The organism is Nostoc sp. 'Peltigera membranacea cyanobiont' 232 (assembly GCF_002245985.1).
Lineage (GTDB): Bacteria > Cyanobacteriota > Cyanobacteriia > Cyanobacteriales > Nostocaceae > Nostoc.
The window spans coordinates 1-18168 of sequence record NZ_NOLK01000067.1 but is presented as its reverse complement, the minus strand read 5'-3'; the positions used below and the strand labels follow the sequence as shown (position 1 = coordinate 18168).

The window sequence follows — 18168 nt, the reverse complement described above, 5'->3', positions numbered from 1 at the left end:
AGCAAATCTCAATCATTAGTTGAGAATAAGGTCAATAATTGACAGACTCAAGAGTTACTGATTTTATTCTCAATAAGCTCAAAAATTTTTAGAATCTGTTAGTTACCAGATAATATGCTGGTCAAGGGTTTCAGGCTTTAAAGTTCATCGAACTCACGTTAACCTACCGTTCCCGGTACACACGAGGTTTATGGCAAGCCTTTCAACCCGCTCAACACGGGAAGGGTCATTGCAACGTGGTTTAATTTTGGCACTTGTACCTGACCTAGGTTAACTTTCAACCCGCTCAACACGGGAAGGGTCATTGCAACTTGCACCACGAGTAAGGATAGCGATCGCCCAATCGGCTTTCAACCCGCTCAACACGGGAAGGGTCATTGCAACTTCGTACTCCTGCGCGGTTTCGTACTTACGCTGACTTTCAACCCGCTCAACACGGGAAGGGTCATTGCAACTGGTTACGTCTTTGGGTACTCTTGCGGGTGCTGTCTTTCAACCCGCTCAACACGGGAAGGGTCATTGCAACTTCAGACGAACAACAATTTCGCGAGTCTCATTGACCTTTCAACCCGCTCAACACGGGAAGGGTCATTGCAACCCTTCCTCTATAGAATCCTTGTTTTGTGAAGGATTCCAGAGTTGATAGCGCGGATGTATATTCCATGCTTCTTCAACTACCGTTTGAATGGGCAATTTGTGTGCCATTAAACGCTAAAACCCTTTCACCGCAAGCAAGCGCGAATCGACTGAAAATTTTTAATCTCTTCTAATGCCTGAAAACAAGGATTGGTATGGGTTCCCCCTTGGTCGGAGGTGATTTAGTAGCCACTACAGCAGTATATCCGCGCCCTTATTGCTGGGAGCGCACCTTATTCCTGTCCGGAGACAGCAGCATCAGGGTGAGCAGCTACTAGGGTCAGAAAGCAAGACTATCTTCCAATAGTCAAACTACCCCATATTTTTCACAGTTCAGCGGTTACAAAGAACATGAACTGCGGCGCTATTACTTATTTTATTGTCAAGGTTCAGTATATTTGCTCAATCTGAAGATTAAGATTTATTTTGACGAAAATGGTAAGCAGCGATCGCTAAATCTCGCGCTTTTTCTTGAGGACTATCTCGAATAGGTTGTGGGCCTTGTTCTATAGAAATGTTTGCCTTAGCGGCTTGGCTCTTAATACACCCAATCAGTCTGTTGTAGCTCCAACGATGAATACTCTGGCGGTACTGTTTAGCATACTGTTGCTGACCTTCTTTGTAATTAGGACATCTTTTCACTGCCCTAGCTTCTATTTCACTTTGGATGCTCTCGCGTACATTTTTCATTGTGGGTAGAACAATGCTGCCAGCTTGGTAACTTTTAGCTAACGTGATAATTGCTTGTGCTAGTAAGTTATCAATGTGCTTTCCTAACTCCAATTCTGACAACTTAATTTGTGTGTTGCTTTTTTGAGCTTTGTGGCGTTCATGAGAATTACGTTGCTGCTGCTGTCGCTGGCGGTTCAGTAGGTTGTAATTATCACCAAGTAGCTGTTTAACACTACGATACGCAAGAACTTTATTTGTGGGACAGTCAACAATAGCTATTGTTGCAGGCTTTTCTAGACCCAAACTCACACCAATGAGAATTGATGTTTTACCCTGATACAAGTTTTGATTAGGACGTGGGTAGGCGGTGTCGATTTTAGTGAGTGTTGAGTTAAGGCGTTTAACATAAATTTGCTGATTTTTATTTAAGTTTTCTTTTTTTTCCATGTCCGCCAGTTTTTCAGTAATTTCGTCTACTTTTTCTCGCCTAAACTCCTGAGTCCCTTCAATCGTCCACAAGCGAGTATCAACGCTGCAATAAAGAGTTAAACGATGAATCTTCCAGGGAAGGTCATTGCCTTTATTGTCTTGCCATGCTAAACGTCCTGAACGTAAAGTAAACAGAGAAGATGAATACTGTTTTTTGTTGTTGCGCTTAATGCTCTGATCTTCTAAAAATCTTTGAAACCAATAAATTTGTTTCTTATCACAGTAAATTTCAAAGATATGATTATTGAATTCTTCACCTGAGAAGCTAACACAAATACGACCTTTTTCATTTTTTGACCAAATAAGGTCTTCGTTGCTTGTAAATTGAACTGGAAATGGTATCGAACTAGAATTTTGTAAAAGATGTTTCTGCCAAATTTTAAATTGATTTTCGCTTTCAGGAACATTGGTAGTTGCGACTAAAAGGCTTTGTAGCCACTCTTGTCCTGTTAAATCACGACCACTAGGTATCCTCGATTTCAGTTGTTCTTTAAGACGTTCAATCTCTTTCAATTTCTTACTACGACGTAGAGCATACCGATTAGGGTCTTCCTCTTCTTCGCTAACCTGACAATTATTCTTCAATAAGTAAGCGATAGCACACCGATTAAGAGAAACCTTTGCTTGATCGTAAGCCTTAAATAAAATGTCAAACAGGGTGTAATTATTGTTTTTACTTTTGCTTTTTTTACGCTTATTTACATTTTTATTTGTAATATCTTGCTTATGATTTTCTTCAACCTTAGCAATATAGTGTGCTAAAACTTTAATAGCTTTAGCGCGAATAATATTTAAACTAAAGTTACTTTCTTGTTCCAGTTCTATATCACTTTTGAGCATATTGAGCCAATGCTCTTTTTTATCGATTTTTTGTTGTCGTTCTTTCTGTAATGCCAACCAAGACTTGTAAATATATTCGACTACTTCAATAGCTGATTTGTAAAAACGCTTAGGTTGGTTAACAAAGCATTCTTGAGTACTGAGTGAGTCACACAGTGGTTTGATTACTCCATCTGGTAGTTTGCCCTTTTTCAACCACTGTTCCATATCAGGATGTATTCTTACCTGTTTAAGTAGTTCATTAATCAAAGGTGTATTCTTCTCCGCCATCAATTGCCACAGATGGCGGCGGGTATCTTCGCTCGCTACTAATCGACATTGAATTGTGATCACGCTCATAAGCTGTTGCGTATTTAATTTGTATATGCGATGCGCTCATGTTGCCCGCACTACAATAATTTTACGTTTTCGTACTATACAATTTAGATGCACATCAGCTTAGTCATAGCGGTTTCTGTTTTCTAAACTTCATTAAATACACTAGTATTCTCAAAATAACACTTATAGTGTGCAAAACTAAATTTATTATGTGTAGATTTATGATTGATAGTACCTCACTATTAGGCTGTGAGGGAAAAAAACATCAGCATTGAATATCGTTTTGGAAAAGCGATAAGACGAAGAAGGCGAGAGCTAGATTATTCTCAAGAAGAACTGGCTGAAAAAGCTGGACTTCATCGTAATTACATCTCAAGTATTGAGACGGGAACCCGTAATCCTTCTCTCAAAAATATTGAAAAGCTTGCAAAAGCACTGAACATATCGATTTCTGCTCTTTTTACCAACTACAGTATTGAGGCAGAGCATAAATCAGAAAAAGATACTGAGTGTTAGTTTGTAGCGTTTTAGTACACACTGACACAAATTTGTCCTTCCAGTACTACAAAAAATAAGAAAGAGACGTGACTAACCTCACGTCTCCAGGTGAGCGGAGAAAAATCATTAAGCAGCTACATCCGCGACCAGTAGGCCGTTGACAGCAATGATCAAAAGTTGCGCTGAAGCAGATGTGTCACAGCAATGTCTTTTATCGCTATTGCAGGGTTGTGTTACCCATTTACCCTCAAGATTCTGATAAAAAGTTCCAAGCAGATGGGAACCATTCCAAACTCGATACAGTTCTCCAAAATCATCTGGCACTGAGTCGATTTCAATTTCTGGTGCTACTGCGTCATCTAATTCGTCAAACTCAGATTCTACGGAGGCTTTGTTGTCAAACTCTTCTTGTGTAATCATTTAAGTAACCTCATTGATGGGGTTTTACCAAAGGCGATCGCAGTCTCTTCCCGGAGGGCGATCGCCTTTGTATTGTTATTACACTATAACTACTTGTTATTACTAAAGCAACGACGTTACTACAAAATTTTCAAAATTCGCCACAATTAAGGTAAATAGAGTTATTACAGATTGAAAGTTTTCAGCAGAAAGTAGTATGGCAAAGCGGCAGACAACAAAATTGAGCAATCAGATTATTGTCAGAATGGATGATGAGACAAAGGAAGCTTTTATGAATAAAGCTAAGGCTGAAGGCAAGACAGCCTCAGAATTGATCATGGGATGGATTCGTTCTTACATGGCTGAAGAACTCCAAGGAACTCCAGACTTAGCCAAAATGCAAGCGGACTTGGAGAATCTAAAACAACAAGTTGCTGCACTCCAAAATGAATACTTGGGAAAATTAGCAGCCTGAGAGAAGAGAACGATTCTCTCAGGCTATGGATAGATCAAATTATCAGTTCTGCCCCTAAGAACCCAAAAAACCCGTCAGATGCCTGACGGGTTTAGTTTTGTTAAGGAGTTTAACTATGGGAAGATATTCAGTTACTACGAGTAATAAGTAGGTAGTAACTATGATTAAGACTGCGATCGCACTCAAATCCGTTAACCCACAAGACTTTCCCTTACTTCGTTGGATGTGACTTAATGCTTTACCTCATTACTATCTAACAAGTTTATCTACCTCAACTTTATTCTTGTTCAAATCCCTGATTACTAAATTTGAGAACCCGACAATTCTCGCTGACTGTGCGAATCACGTTCTCTGGAACTCCTTCAGGGACAGTGACCTGAAGTTCTAAGGTAATTTCTACTTCAGCATCTACTAAACTACTGAGGTGTTGAATAACCTCGTCTGCTATCTGTCCTATGTCACGTCTTAGCCGCAATGCGTCCAATTTGACTGAACCATAGAAACGTTTTGGTGGAACTATGACAGTTACTTGGCTATCAGAGGAGCCATCTGCTGTTACTACAGTGTCAATAGTTTTTTCTTTTTCAGTCTTGTAGCTTCCTGTTTTTTCTTTAACTACTAGTGGAGTTACAGGTTTAGCAGCAGCATCTGCCTCAAACTGGTGTTGTGCTACTTCTGGCTTAACTATCAGATTTTGACTGCTAAGGGTTACGGTAATGTGTTCAGCTGCTTTCAAACCAAGATAACGTCCTTTGGATTCATCCCAGCCTGTGGCATAAGCAAAGTTTTCATTCCACAGTAACGCTGCAACTCCTTCTGCGATCGCTTGTAATAGCACTTGTTGATTTTTGATGCGTGGCAGGTAAAGGTAGTACGCTAAGTATTCCCACAACTTTTTAAGGTCGAGGTGGTTTACATCGCGCCAGAGATAAGGGTCGAGAGCTTCCAAGCGCAGGCGGCTGGCGGCATAGTTAGCAATCAAATGTTCTTCATGAACTGCTTTGCGACTTGCTTGCAGAATAGGAGAGTCTTGCTTTTGCAATCGAATTTCTTGCCATTCAATCTCTCCTTGGGGGTCGGGTTGCATCGGCACTAACAGCCAGATGTAAGCTTCTTGAATTAAACTTTTTACATCTTTGTCGGTTTGCTGTTGTTTAGTCGTCGCCTGATTACTTTGAAAAACATCTAAGTTTAAGGCTACTTTATCTTGAATAATCGAATTCCAGGCGAGGTACTGGCAAACAGATTGTTCTAATAGCTCCAGTTTTGCCTTGTCTGGTGCTAGGAACAGCAACATATTCTTGCAGTACCGAGGACTGGCTCCCTTTTGGTTTAGTATTTCTTCGGCTCTGGTGCGGGCTTGGGTTTCGCTTTCCTTATTTTTATGGGGATGTTGTGGCCCCATGACAACCAGCCTTACGGCCATTTCATCAGGAACATCTGCCGAGGAGTCGGGAGCAATATGTACTCCAGCAAACTCGCCACGTTGCTTATCAGCCTTTAATCGGAGAATGATTTCATCCCAAACTTTATCCTGATCCTGTTGGATTTGCTCGGCTCTGTCTTGGGCAAGTCTGGTGACACTAGGCTGAGTTGAGAACCAGTAACGAGTATTATCGACATAAAGATGTGTGGACTGGTCAGTAAGTCGGCGCAAAGCATCGCCAAAAGTTGCTGCACTTTCCCCTGGTTGAACACACCCTAACTTGATTCGATGATCTTCTACACCACGATTAGCTGCTCTCAGAGTAGGAGCAGAACCAAGGTAAATCGTCCGGGCAACGCGGCGACAGGCAGAGTAACGTCCTAAGTTCGGGTTTTGGCGATCGCACGCTAATGGTAGAGAATTATATCCATCTACATCTTTTTCAATCACTGGCACCCAGTTATCTTCGAGGTAGCGGGTCAATTCTGTTTGTACCTGTCCGTCATCCATTGGCACGCTGGCAGGCATGATTAACAAACTCTTGTCCTGTCCTTCCCAAAGTGAATGAATCACCTTTGCCATCAGTCGCAGTACACCCCGCGTGCGTTGGAATTTGTCGAGAGTTGACCAGTCATTATAAAGTCGGTCAAACAGTTCTGGATGGATAGGATAGGCATTTTCTAGCCGTCGTTTGTAACTACCTTCTCGGCACTCACTAGGAAACTCCTGAGATTGGTTTTGGTACATTTCTGCAAAGGCACGGATGATGGCATCACGGGCAATAAAGCCACTTTCTTCGGTGATGGGTTGAAACAGCCGCCGCCGCACAATTTCAAAGCTTTCATCGGCAGTTGCTGGTCGCCAAGGAGATTCAACTCTGCCAATAGCATTTTTGAGTCTACTTAAGGCTGCTTTACCGCGATCGCCTCCAATCTCATTATCGGATGCCGGAATACTCACGACCAAAAGAGTTTGGTTAGCGTTTTTTGCCGACTCACTCAAAGTCTGGGCAAAGGTAAAGTGAGTGTCAAAGCTGCCTCCCGGAAGGTCGTTTATTTCGTGAAGCTGTCGGGCATAAGCCACCCATTCATCAATTAAAATCAGGCAGGGTGCATAGCGGTTAAACAGCAGCCGGAGAGTATCGCCAGGGTTCGTTGAGGTTTCATCTGCCTCTCGAATCATTTCGTAGGCTTCCCTACCGCCCAGTTGCCAAGCTAATTCGCCCCAGAGTGTTCGGACAACTGTGCCATCTTTTTTAGGTTGAGGCTGACCCGGAGAAATTTTATTTCCTACTAGGACTGCTGTATTAACTTTTGGCGGAGGTAAAACATTTGCCGCTTCCAGCACTGGTTCCAATCCTGGTAACTCGGATGCTGGAACTCCCATAAACAGGTGGTATAGTGCCAGCATCGCGTGGGTTTTGCCGCCACCAAAGTTGGTTTGGAGTTCGATAACGGGGTCGCCTTGATTGCTAGAAAGACGTAGTAAGGCATTTGTGAGCAGTTGCTTTAGCCCTTCGGTGAGAAAAGTACGGCTAAAAAACTCTGTAGGTATACGGTATTCGTCGGAACCTTCATCTAAATAAACTTGCCAGAGGTCGGCAGCAAATTCTGCTTGTTGGTAGCTACCAGAGGCAACATCTGGGTGAGGTGTAACAATTTCTCGCCAGGGTTTTAAACCGCCTACAGGATTGCCTTCTAGAGGTTGGAGAGTAGCACGACGAGTTTCACGACGGGCTTGTTCTGTAAAGCGTAGCCGCAAAAGTTCTTGTTTTTGTTTATCAACTTCATCTGCTTCTGGTGCAGAAAAAGCAGAAAGTAACCGCGATACACTATCAAGAGCGCGATAGGCATCATCTGTAGAGAGTGGCTTGTTGTGCGCCCAAGAGTTGCGCGTGTCAATTAATTCGATAGGGAGTAGCAACTAATTCTTTTTCTTTTGGAACAGCAATAGTATGAAAAAGATCGGGATAAATAGAGCTTAAAGAACGACGCAGCCAGACATAGAAAAAATCCGATAGATCAGCATAGCTAATATTGTCATAGTAAGGTGGGTCTGTACAGACAACAATTGATTTTGCATAGCTTAAAATATCTGTTGTAGTCGCATCTATTTGTTTAACGTTGCCAACCCCTTCAGCAACTAAATTTTTAAGCGCACGAACTATTGTGCTAATTGTAGTATTGTAATCGCCTGCTGCACTATTAAACATATTAGATTCTGCATAATCCCATACCATTGGAAGTGCTTGTTTAGTGAATGCATGGATTGCTTGATCCATACTTGGCTTCCAGGTAACTAGACTACATAAACTGTCACTTAACTTACTCAAAGCAAGTCCTAAATAAGTCGCCACTGCATCCGCATAAGCTGTTGCACTGCTACCAGCTTTGTAAAGCGGTAAATTATCATCTGCCATCCCAGCAGATATTGCATCAGTCAGTAACTTTTCTCGCGCTTCTTTAATCAAATCGCTAAAAGTTGTTAAAGCTACAAGCTGACGATTTGTGAAAATCTCGTGCCAATGTGTTATTCCATAGCCACGACCACTCACCAGATTACTGGTTTTTTGATTCATTTCCTCTTCTGGTTTCCACTCTGGTTTAGCACGAAGGGCTACAGATATATGCTGTTCATTAGGAGGTAAATAAATACGTCCTTTATTTCCTTCTGCAACAATTACCATTAGTTGGGCATCATTGCGTTTAGCACGAAACTCTGCCCGAATCTTTTCTTCACTGGCTATTTGATTACATACTAAACAACAAAACTTTGCACCGCGTCCAATCTTTGGAGGTTCTGGTACTTTCCCTTTGCCAGTCTTGACTTTAAAAGACACAATAGGCGGTTGCTGTTCCCTATCAACAATTGGTTCTACCCAAGCTTCTTTTCCCTTCTTTGTCGAAAGCACAAAAGAACGCACCAACGGTATTTTTGCGCCACAAGCAGGGTTAGGACATTTCACTGTTCTTGCCCACAACCAAGCAATAACCGTTGCCTCACCACCACCATACTCCTGCGGTACATTCACTTTTGGGTAAAGATGCCCAATTTGCTTAAAAGCTTCATCTCGCATCCATTGCCCGTAATAGCGAACATCTTCAGCTAATCCCTGCGCCCCAAACCATTTTTTAGTAGCTAAAGAGTTTTTTCGAGAATCAGGGTTAACCGGAGGCTGATTTGCAAACTTCGGCGGAATTTCAATTAAAGCTTTGGTAATCAAAACCGCCACCGGATTAATATCACTACCATGTGCCTCCAAACCCAATCTTTGCGCTTCCAAAGGTATGGAACCCCCACCACAAAATGGATCTAGGACAGGCGGTGGATTGTTATTAGTTGATTTGAGAATTTCTGCTTTAGCCGCGCCTAAAACTTCCTGATTATTGATATTTTCCCACTTCACCAATTGCTCAATAATTTCAAACAGGCGTTTTCTCTCTGTATCCTGCGCCTCTTTTGTGGGAAATTTATCAGGATGACTGGAGGGATCATCTACCAAAGACGAAAACAAAACTGCCCGACAAGTTGCTAGCGGCCGCCGCGCCCACCATAAATGTAGCGTCGAAGGGTGTCCATGCCTAATTGATTTTTCTCTGGCAGATTCTTTGTTAATTGCTTCCAGTGGTAACGCGACTTCGATTAGCTTCTTGCGGTAGGTCATTATTTTGCGAGACTGATATGATGGAAGCCAGTAAATGTCTGAGCAAGAAGCAGCACAAAATATTCCGAGTGAGTGGACTTACGGAATATTTACATCAAGCATTGGTAGGCTAATTAGTCTTTGTTGATTGCTGCTCGGCTAAGTTAGTTACAGAGCTTCGTCCGGCAATTATAATCACGATACTTGCTGGATGGTTCAGTGATAACTCGGAGCGCACATTATCTTTAGCTAAAAGCCTGTAGTTTAAAAAACGATGACTTCTAACACAATTTCTTGGGATTCTATCCGTGATGAGGTTTTAGCAGATCCAGAGGTAAAAGCTGAATACAATGCCTTGGAGTCAGAATTCCAGTGTGCAAAACAAGTTATTGCTTTAAGGAAGGCTAGCGGCTTAAATCAACGGGATTTTGCTAAGTTGGTTGGCATTAAACAGCCACAGCTAGCTCGGATTGAATCTGGGAAACAGGTTCCTAAAATTGAAACTCTAGCAAAACTTGCTAGGAGTGCAGGTTATGATGTCGAGATTCGCTTTGTAGCACCCAAAGGAAAGCGATCGCACAAAGTCGAGCCTTTGAGGATTTCTGCTAAAGAGTTAGTTTAGTCCTGTGATTGCTCTCACCAAAAGCATCCCTTTTTAGTTGGATAACTAGCTATAGCAATCCGATTTGATTTCTGAATCACTCGTAGAAGTAAGGGACTGGGGACTGGGGACTGGGAAGAAGGAATAAAGGTGTACTGAGTTTTTTTCAAAAATCAAATATGAGTCCTATATCCAATAAAGGAGGCAGACTCAAGAGCGATTAGTCTGACAAAATTGCGATGTCTACGACGGGCTACGCTTACGCACCGAAAAACAATCAGCAAACCAAGTAAACCTTTAGCAGTTATTCTAGAGAAAGCTAGAGTTATTAAATTTTGGCATATTTGAGCTAGCTGAAATCATCAGAGAATAATGGCACATCATAAAATTTAAACTTTTCGTCTACTGTAATTATTATTAAACCTTCTACCAAAGCTTGAGCAATTAACATCCGATCAAAAGGATCTTTATGGTGTAGAGGCAAATCAGCAACCTTTATTCCATGTGCCAATGTCATAGACAAAACCTCAAACCGACTGAAGCGCAAAGCCTCCTCCAAATTACTAGGAGCAATTAACTTTCCTAAAGACTGTTTAATTGAAATCTCCCAAGCACTAATCGCACTGACGAAAATTAAATTTTCAGGATTAGTAATTACCTCTCGCACCCGATCTGACAATTTAGAATCATTTTCTAAAAACCACAACAAAATATGAGTATCTAACAAAAAACTCACTACTCATCCCCATAAAATGCTGCAATTACTTCTTCTGGAGTCTCATCAAAATCATCAGCAATCTTAACTTTCCCCTGCCAAAAACCCGCAACTCTTGGCTTTAAAGCATCATTTAAATCAGCTTTAGTAACTGTAGGCTCAGGTTGAGTCAAAGGCAAAACTTTTGCCAAAGGGACACCCTGATGAGTTAGGGTAACTTCAACATTATTTTGGATATCTGACAATAAATCAGCTAAATTATCAGATAAGTCAGCAATATCAAAAGTTTTTTGTGACATTTTACTTATGCCCTACTGATTACCAGCATTATAACCAATAAAATCTACCCTCACTGAAGATGAAATCGAATAGTCTTGGAGGATGAAGAATGATTAAAAATATCAAGAATGTAATCATTAACACGGTAAATAATTATTTTAAACTGGCTCAGTTCCCTGTTGCCACAACTCCAGCCAATCATAATTAATACTCGTCACAGCAAAATCTGGTTCTTTATGGAATGGACGGCGTAAGTAGTGAATAGAACAATTACCTTCCATATCTTCTACTAAAGGCACTTGCACCAATGCCAAAATGAAATTATCGGGCTTGTTTAGAGCGGTAATAATTTCATTCTTCGTCACTGTCACAGTTTTAGCGCCTGTAATTCGCCCTTTCACCTCAATAAATCGCAACTGTCCCGTTTTAGGGATGCGTGACTCAATATCATAGCCGCACTTCTGGGTACTTACATCTGTTGGTTCGTACCCTAAATTGCGTTCTACTTCCATCACAGCCGTCATTGCTGCCTGTTCTACCCGTTCCGTCTCCTTGGCAAACATCGCTGTTGTTGCCTGTTGTTTGCCTTGCATTCGTTGCAGTAAGCCTACTGAAACTACCAACGCGCCCCCAACCACCACAGGCGGTAATGGCGATAATCTACGTTCTTGCTCTAATTCTTCCAAGCGCTGCATTAACCGTGCTTGTAAATCATCCGCTCGCTGACGTGCTTTACCTGAGTTAATTTTGGCATTAGGCTTGCCAGCTTCCTCTTGCATTTTCAGTTCTTCTGCCCGATGATCCCAGTAATTAATTTCCTTGGTTAATCTATCTTTTACTGCCGTCATCGTCTTAGCAATTAGTTCCTCTTTGCGCTGCTTGAGTTCTTGAAGATGTTGGGGAACAAGGTGAGCGATCGCATAACTCTTGGCTTTTGCTTCTAAATCTTCTCGCAACCAAGATTCTTCTAAAACTTTTTCCACAACACCCTTTTCCTCGTCTGTTAGCGGACGGTAGTTGAGGTAAGGTGCGTAACCTGCATTGTCAGTATTGCCTTCTGGATTGATTTCTACATATTGCATCCGCCGCGATACTAAACGCCTAGAGCCATTTAGATTTGTCCGCGCGTCTTGTATGGAATGTTCTAAATAAACTAAGGCGCGGGTTCCTTCGCTGGAATCATTTTCATCGACTAAGATAGTCCCTTGTTTCAACAAATCCCGGTGTCGTTCCAAAGTCAGGTCAATTGTGGCATCCAGTAGAGAATGTCCAGAACAGATGAAAGCAGCTAGAGGTTTAAGAGAAACACTGATCAAATCTTTTTCAAAGCAGACACGTTCGTAACGTAGCAGCAACGGTTCTCCTACACCAATTTGCCGCCCTCGATTGCGAATAACTGCCGGAACATGACTGATTTCGTAACGCTGGGGTTCTCGTTGACGCAATGTTCCACCTAATTGGGTAAATGCTTCTAGGAAGAAAGAAGCAATAAAATGAGGTTGCAACCGTCGCGCTTCTGCCCTTTCCATTTCTTCCCGAATTTGCTGCACTTTGGCGATATCCATTGAATCCCGCGCCAAAGCTCTTTCTTCTAAAAGTTCGCGTAGTCGCTGTTGGTCGAGTTTATCATGTACGACTTGGTTGAGTCTGTCTCGCACCTCTGGTTGATCGCCATAGCGAATTGCTTCAATCAATAATTCTCGTAATTCCGTCCCTGCGATCGCTTTCCCCAATACATCAAATACTTTACCTCCCAGTGCCTTCTGCTCTGCCTCTATCTTTTTCAATAACGCTAAATACACATCGCCTTCACGAGTGCCTTTTGCCACTAAATTCCATAAGTGACATACCTCCGTCTGCCCAATCCGGTGAATTCGTCCGAAACGCTGTTCTAGGCGGTTAGGATTCCAAGGTAAATCGTAATTAACCATGAGGTGCGCCCTTTGCAAGTTAATCCCTTCACCCGCAGCATCCGTAGCTATTAAGACTTGTACTTCGATATCTTGGGTAAACGCTTCCTGCATTTTGCGGCGTTCTTCGCGTCCCATTGCGCCATGTATATTTACCACCGCTTCATTACGTCCAAGTAGCGTCCGAATCCGATCTGTCAAATAATTTAATGTGTCCCGGTACTCGGTAAAAATCAGGAGTTTGCGCCGATGTCCTTGGGCGTTGAACATTTCGGCATCATTTTGCAACAGATTCGAGAGTTCTTCCCATTTTTTATCTTTACCACTACGCCGCACCCGCAGTGCCAGTTGCTCTAATTCTTCTAAAAGCTTAATTTCTGTTTGTAATTCTGCGATCGTCCGTGATGCTGTAGCTAGGTCAACTACTTCCTGTTCTGTTGCTTCTCGTTCTTCACCAGGAATATCCTCTAAATCATCTTCTAAGTCTTCCAGATCCAGAACCTGCTTAAATTCAATGATGATTGCATTACTTCCCTGCCTCAAAACTTCTTCTTGCCTCAGTCGTTTTTGCAACCTTTCCCGACGGCGTAGCAGCGATTGATATATAGCTTCTGGGGAAGAAGCAAGCCGACGTTGCAAAATTGTCAAAGCAAAGCCAACATTACCTTTGCGCCCTTCATTTTCTAAAGCATCGGCACGATTAAATTCCTCGCGGACGTACTCAGTAACTCGCTTATACAGTACCGCTTCTAAATCCGATAGTTCATATTCTATAGTGCTAGCTTGGCGTTCTGGAAATAGCGGTTTTCCATCAAATTTCAGCAAATCTTCTTTAACCAATCGCCGCATCAAGTCGGAAGTATCTGCTACGTGAACACCATCACGGAAGCGTCCTTCAAATCTGTCTCCATCCAATAACGCCATAAACAACTGGAAGTCTTCCTCTTTGCCGTTATGTGGTGTCGCTGACATTAATAAAAAATGCCTAGTCAAAGTTGAGAGTAACTTACCAAGCTTGTAGCGTTTCGTCTCTTTAATTTCACCACCAAAAAATGAAGCTGACATTTTATGAGCTTCATCGCAAACAACTAAATCCCAGTCTGTCTGTGCTAGTTTTGCTTGTAAATCTTGATTACGGCTGAGTTTGTCCAGCCGCACAATCACCAACGGCATTTCAGCAAAAGCATTTCCAGTTACTGCTGATTCAATGCGATCATTAGTAAGAATTTCAAAGCGTAAATGAAACTTTTGTGACAATTCATCTTGCCACTGTGGGGCTAAACTGCCGGGACAAATCACAAGGCAACGATGCAAATCACCTCGGATCAGCAATTCCCGCATCAGCAACCCCGCCATAATAGTTTTACCTGCACCTGGGTCATCTGCTAAGAGAAAACGCAGAGGTTGTCGAGTCAACATTTCCCCGTAAACGGCGGTTATTTGGTGGGGTAAGGGTTCGACTAGAGAAGTGTGAACGGCTAGCAAGGGGTCAAAGAGATAAGCTAGACGGATGCGGTGTGCTTCTGATGCCAGACGAAAATTAGCTCCATCAGCAGTGAAACTCCAAGCACCACCAGAGGTGATTATTTCCAAGGTAGGTTCTCTGTCTCGAAAGACTAACTCATTCCCTAACGTGCCGCTAGCATCTTTGTATGTTAATTCCACAACATCAGAGCCATGCCACTGAGCATCAACGATGGCGACAATACTATTTGGCAGGATACCTTGTACTTGCGTGCCTTTTGTTAAATCCTCAAGTCTAACCATATTGCGGTGTTTTCCCTTTTGGCAGATGTCAGTAGCAATGTAGATACCAATGTTTTTTGGTCGGACATTGCTCCTTATGACCATAAGAGACACTAGGCTGGTTAGTAGCTAGTATATTTACTGTTTTTGGCTGTAGTAGCTTGATGTTGCTTAATTGAAAAGCTGATTTTAAGCGATCGCAATCTGATAACTAGGTTTGAGGTACTGTATTGTCAAAGTGTTAAGACAAGTTCTCTTAGTCAGTAATGCTTTTGATGTTCTGCCATTTCTGCAAAGGATGTAAAACATCGCTGGCATTGTCCGTCCATCCATAAAGCCGGAACTGGAAAGGGTTTTTCACAGACAGGGCATTTTGATAACAAGCGTAACAGATGGCGATCGCATCCTACCCTCTTTTTAAATTGCCACTCGATTTTATGGCAAACTGACTCAGCATAGCAGGCACCACACAAGCGAATTGGGCTGTGCTTCATTCCCACACCTTCTGGAGGCAACATCTGTCGTAGTCTTTCAGCATCAAGCTCAACCACAGTTGCTAGTGCGTCTAACTCCTGATGAGTTGGGAAGGGATTGAAGTAAAACTTTTCCCAACGTGCTAAAACGACCCCAAGCCCTGCAACATCACCTAATCCACTAGGGGCAGAAAACTTATTCCCTTTTTCTCGTCGAAATCTACCTAAAAAATGACTGATACTTTCTCCATCAAAAGGCTCAACTCTGGTTAACCAAATTTGTCTTTTTTCATCTATATTTTCTTCCATCTCACAATTTCGATGCTGCAATTACTTCTTTTAAAATATCTTTATCGACTTGTTTCTGTCCTCTCAGTAATGAGCGAATAGCAGCTTTACGAAGAATCATGTCCAACCTACCAATTAATTTCTTGGTTGCTTGCTTTAAAATCTTGAGGTTATCTCCACTTGCCAATTTTGATTCTTCTGGCAATCTGAGAACATCTCGTTCCCATATTTGAATCATTTGCTTAAATTGAGTATCCTCTAATCTGTCTAACTCAAACTGTTCTAGAAAACGGTTCACAACTTGTTCATCGCGCTTAACTATTGCTAAAAGGCGACTTGTAGTACCAACAAGAAGAACTGAAATCTTTAACTCATCATCATCATAAATATGCCGTACATCTGAGAACGTCTCGAACTTAAGGTGATTAGCCTCATCAATAATAAGCATCTCAACCTGATGTATTGCTAGGCTATCCAGTGTTCGTTCTCGCAGGTCAGAAATAGTTCCATTGGAGGGTTTATTTAAAGCTTTAAGGATTTTCATAAAAAAATCTCTGGAGCCACAATTTTTGCCAACCTGAATATAAACTACAGGCTTCATGCGCTGACCCTTTGTCTGCCGTAATTTGTTATAAAGATTTGCAAAAGCTTTGCAAGTGACCGTTTTTCCGCAGCGTGATTCTCCTAGCAATAAACCAGTCATTCTAGAGATTACTAACTCATACATCCAAGCGTGACAACGTTTTACTTGGTCGAGTTCTAAGTAAGGTTGACGGCTTAAACGTTCAATTTCAGCTTGGATTTCTGGCGTAAGTTCCTGAATCACACCAAATTGCTTGGCAAGCGACATTGCATTAGTCATTTTTTATACCTAATCTTCCTCAAAAAACTCATCCATATAGCGAACTTCGTATTTGGGTAACTCTATATCTGCTTCGCTTTCAGGTTCGACTTCTTTTTGTTCCGGGGTAGCAAATTTCTTAGCCACTTGCTCTACAGGGTTTACTTGCTCATTTGCTGCTTGTCGGCGCTGTTTGCGGTTTCGTTTTACCGTTTCCTCCACAAAAGCTTGACGGTCTATCATTGCCTCTAAAATTGAGTCATTATTGATTTCTTGGCTTGCTTCATTTAGCCGCTTATTAATTGCCTTTAGTTCGCGTAAAGACAGGCATTCAGTCTCTAAAGCTTGAGCATGAGCGTAATCCATAAATTCTTCTGTTCCGTCTGCATTCATCTTGTATACAAGAAGTGTAGTTATATCAGCCGGATCGTATCGAAATGCCACAGTTTCTCCGTCTCGACCTCTCAAATGCTCCGCCCTATAGGTCAAGTTTTCAAATTGAATACAGCCATATTTTTGGACTTTACGCCGTTCTTGCTTCATTAAACAAATTGCCAAGTCCAATTGATCATAAAGATATGGGTCTGCCATTAATCCAGCCTCCCATCGTCCAATTCGAGACTGGCCTTTCATCCTAGCATCTGTGTGCGGGTTATACTCATTAACGATGAAGCGTACTAACAATAGCTCTAAATCCTTAAGAGTTAAGCAAGCATCTTTATCCACATTTTCTGGTCTTTCCTGCACGTTTGAACCCGTATATCCAGGCAGGGTATTTAGCACTTGCAAATTAAGTGTTTTAAAAAAACGCTCCACAATTCCGCCATCAGATGGTCGTCTTCTCAAAGCACAATTAAAACCTATTTGTACTGCAACTTGTTCTGTAGTGTGGATGGAAGTAAAATCTTTTCCACCATCGGTATAGAAGTAATTAGGTTTTCCGTAAGCTTGCCATTCATTGCGTAGTTGGTACTCGGAACCGTAAGACTTGGGCAAAATGGCATGACCTAGAGCTAGGGTATCTATTTGGGAGCTAGGGTGATCAAATCCTACATAAAACCCCACTAGGCAACGGGAGTAGGAGTCGATAACAATTGTCAGCCAAGGACGGTCTAACACTCCATACTCATCCACAAGTCTTACATCTAAACGAGTATGATCGCATTGCCAAACATCATTGCTACCCTCCACCTCCAACTCTCGCCCATCGCGGGTCATGTGCGTCAATCGCTCTCCTAAATAGCCAGGGCTTCTTGCTTTCTCCTTTCTCTCTTTCTGCTCAATATGTTCGTCAAGAATTCGATAAACCGATTGGTGGCTAGGGTGTTCACTTTTGTTAAGGCTAAGTTGTTTAGCTCTACCTTTGACCTTCAGAAATACCTGATTCCGGGTCATCCGCTTGCTACCTTTATTACCCTCTTTATAAGTATTAATGATGAAATCTATCCACTCCTGCTCAAGGCGATACTTCCCCTTATCTGAGCGTGTTGTAGTCAGTCCCACTAACCCTTGTTCTCGCCATTTTTGAAGTAAGCGTTCTACTTGGCGAATTGATACACCCAGTTTTTGGGCAGCTTCTATCTTTTTAGCCCTATAGGTTTTGCGATCGCATGGCTCTGTGAGGCTTTGAATTACCTCCATCCTCAGCTTTACCTGCTCTGTGATTAACTCTTCTGACGGCAGTTTATGAGGTTTTGTAGAATTTTGATGCTGTTGTAATTCAACAGCATCATCTTCGCTTGAAAGACAAGAATTCTTTAACTTCTGATACATTCTTAACTGAACAATATAACCCACATTCCGCACTTCAACTTGAAGTATAAAAAGATTACAGTCAAGATAAAAGCGAAAAGTCAGGATAATTAAGAAAATAATACTGAATTAATATGATGAAGGACGAGAAATAATCAAACATAAAA

The 18168-nt window shown here is 41.9% G+C and carries 13 protein-coding genes and 1 CRISPR repeat array; of the genes, 3 read left to right on the top strand and 10 right to left on the bottom strand.

The features are described 5' to 3' along the window. Positions 1-199: 199 nt before the first annotated feature. Positions 200-598: direct repeats of the CRISPR family, unit length 37 nt; unit sequence CTTTCAACCCGCTCAACACGGGAAGGGTCATTGCAAC. 452 nt (positions 599-1050) lie between these two features. Beyond that, positions 1051-2976, bottom strand: a complete 1926-nt coding sequence (cas12k, locus tag CDG79_RS21485; protein ID WP_094343940.1) for a type V CRISPR-associated protein Cas12k — start codon at positions 2974-2976, stop codon at positions 1051-1053. A 228-nt stretch (positions 2977-3204) separates the two neighbouring features. On the opposite strand from cas12k, the gene CDG79_RS21480 reads away from it, so the two are divergent. Beyond that, the gene (locus tag CDG79_RS21480) at positions 3205-3471 is read left to right on the top strand and encodes a helix-turn-helix domain-containing protein (RefSeq protein WP_094343939.1); all 267 of its coding nucleotides are present in this window, start codon (positions 3205-3207) and stop codon (positions 3469-3471) included. Positions 3472-3579: 108 nt separating this feature from the next. Here CDG79_RS21480 and CDG79_RS21475 read toward each other — a convergent pair whose 3' ends face one another. Continuing rightward, positions 3580-3873 carry a hypothetical protein gene (locus tag CDG79_RS21475; protein WP_094343938.1) on the bottom strand — a complete coding sequence of 98 codons (294 nt, stop codon included), beginning with the start codon at positions 3871-3873 and terminating at the stop codon, positions 3580-3582. A 196-nt stretch (positions 3874-4069) separates the two neighbouring features. On the opposite strand from CDG79_RS21475, the gene CDG79_RS21470 reads away from it, so the two are divergent. Further along, positions 4070-4327, top strand: a complete 258-nt coding sequence (locus tag CDG79_RS21470) for a hypothetical protein (RefSeq protein ID WP_094343937.1) — start codon at positions 4070-4072, stop codon at positions 4325-4327. A gap of 277 nt (positions 4328-4604) precedes the next feature. Here the strand turns inward: CDG79_RS21470 and CDG79_RS21465 are convergent, their stop codons facing one another. After that, positions 4605-7676 (bottom strand): DUF499 domain-containing protein, encoded by a 3072-nt coding sequence (locus CDG79_RS21465; RefSeq protein WP_223278246.1) that lies wholly within the window; start codon positions 7674-7676, stop codon positions 4605-4607. Next, positions 7651-9417 carry a DUF1156 domain-containing protein gene (locus CDG79_RS21460; protein WP_094343936.1) on the bottom strand — a complete coding sequence of 589 codons (1767 nt, stop codon included), beginning with the start codon at positions 9415-9417 and terminating at the stop codon, positions 7651-7653. Before CDG79_RS21460 ends, CDG79_RS21465 begins: the two co-directional genes overlap by 26 nt. A gap of 253 nt (positions 9418-9670) precedes the next feature. On the opposite strand from CDG79_RS21460, the gene CDG79_RS21455 reads away from it, so the two are divergent. Beyond that, positions 9671-10018 carry a helix-turn-helix transcriptional regulator gene (locus CDG79_RS21455; protein ID WP_094343935.1) on the top strand — a complete coding sequence of 116 codons (348 nt, stop codon included), beginning with the start codon at positions 9671-9673 and terminating at the stop codon, positions 10016-10018. Positions 10019-10346: 328 nt separating this feature from the next. Here CDG79_RS21455 and CDG79_RS21450 read toward each other — a convergent pair whose 3' ends face one another. From CDG79_RS21450 to CDG79_RS21425, 6 genes are all read right to left on the bottom strand, one after another. Then, positions 10347-10733: a type II toxin-antitoxin system VapC family toxin gene (locus tag CDG79_RS21450; RefSeq protein ID WP_094343934.1), complete on the bottom strand. Its 387-nt coding sequence runs from the start codon at positions 10731-10733 to the stop codon at positions 10347-10349. Further along, positions 10733-11011: a hypothetical protein gene (locus CDG79_RS21445; RefSeq protein ID WP_094343933.1), complete on the bottom strand. Its 279-nt coding sequence runs from the start codon at positions 11009-11011 to the stop codon at positions 10733-10735. The genes CDG79_RS21450 and CDG79_RS21445 overlap by 1 nt, the downstream gene beginning before the upstream one ends. A gap of 138 nt (positions 11012-11149) precedes the next feature. Further along, entirely contained in the window at positions 11150-14668 is a 3519-nt protein-coding gene (locus CDG79_RS21440) for a helicase-related protein (protein ID WP_094343932.1), read from the bottom strand. A 239-nt stretch (positions 14669-14907) separates the two neighbouring features. Next, on the bottom strand, positions 14908-15429 hold the full coding sequence (locus tag CDG79_RS21435) for a TniQ family protein (protein WP_094343931.1): 522 nt from the start codon (positions 15427-15429) through the stop codon (positions 14908-14910). Position 15430: 1 nt separating this feature from the next. Continuing rightward, positions 15431-16270, bottom strand: a complete 840-nt coding sequence (locus tag CDG79_RS21430) for a TniB family NTP-binding protein (RefSeq protein WP_094343930.1) — start codon at positions 16268-16270, stop codon at positions 15431-15433. Positions 16271-16279: 9 nt separating this feature from the next. Continuing rightward, on the bottom strand, positions 16280-18046 hold the full coding sequence (locus CDG79_RS21425) for a Mu transposase C-terminal domain-containing protein (protein ID WP_223278245.1): 1767 nt from the start codon (positions 18044-18046) through the stop codon (positions 16280-16282). Between the last annotated feature and the right edge of the window lie 122 nt (positions 18047-18168).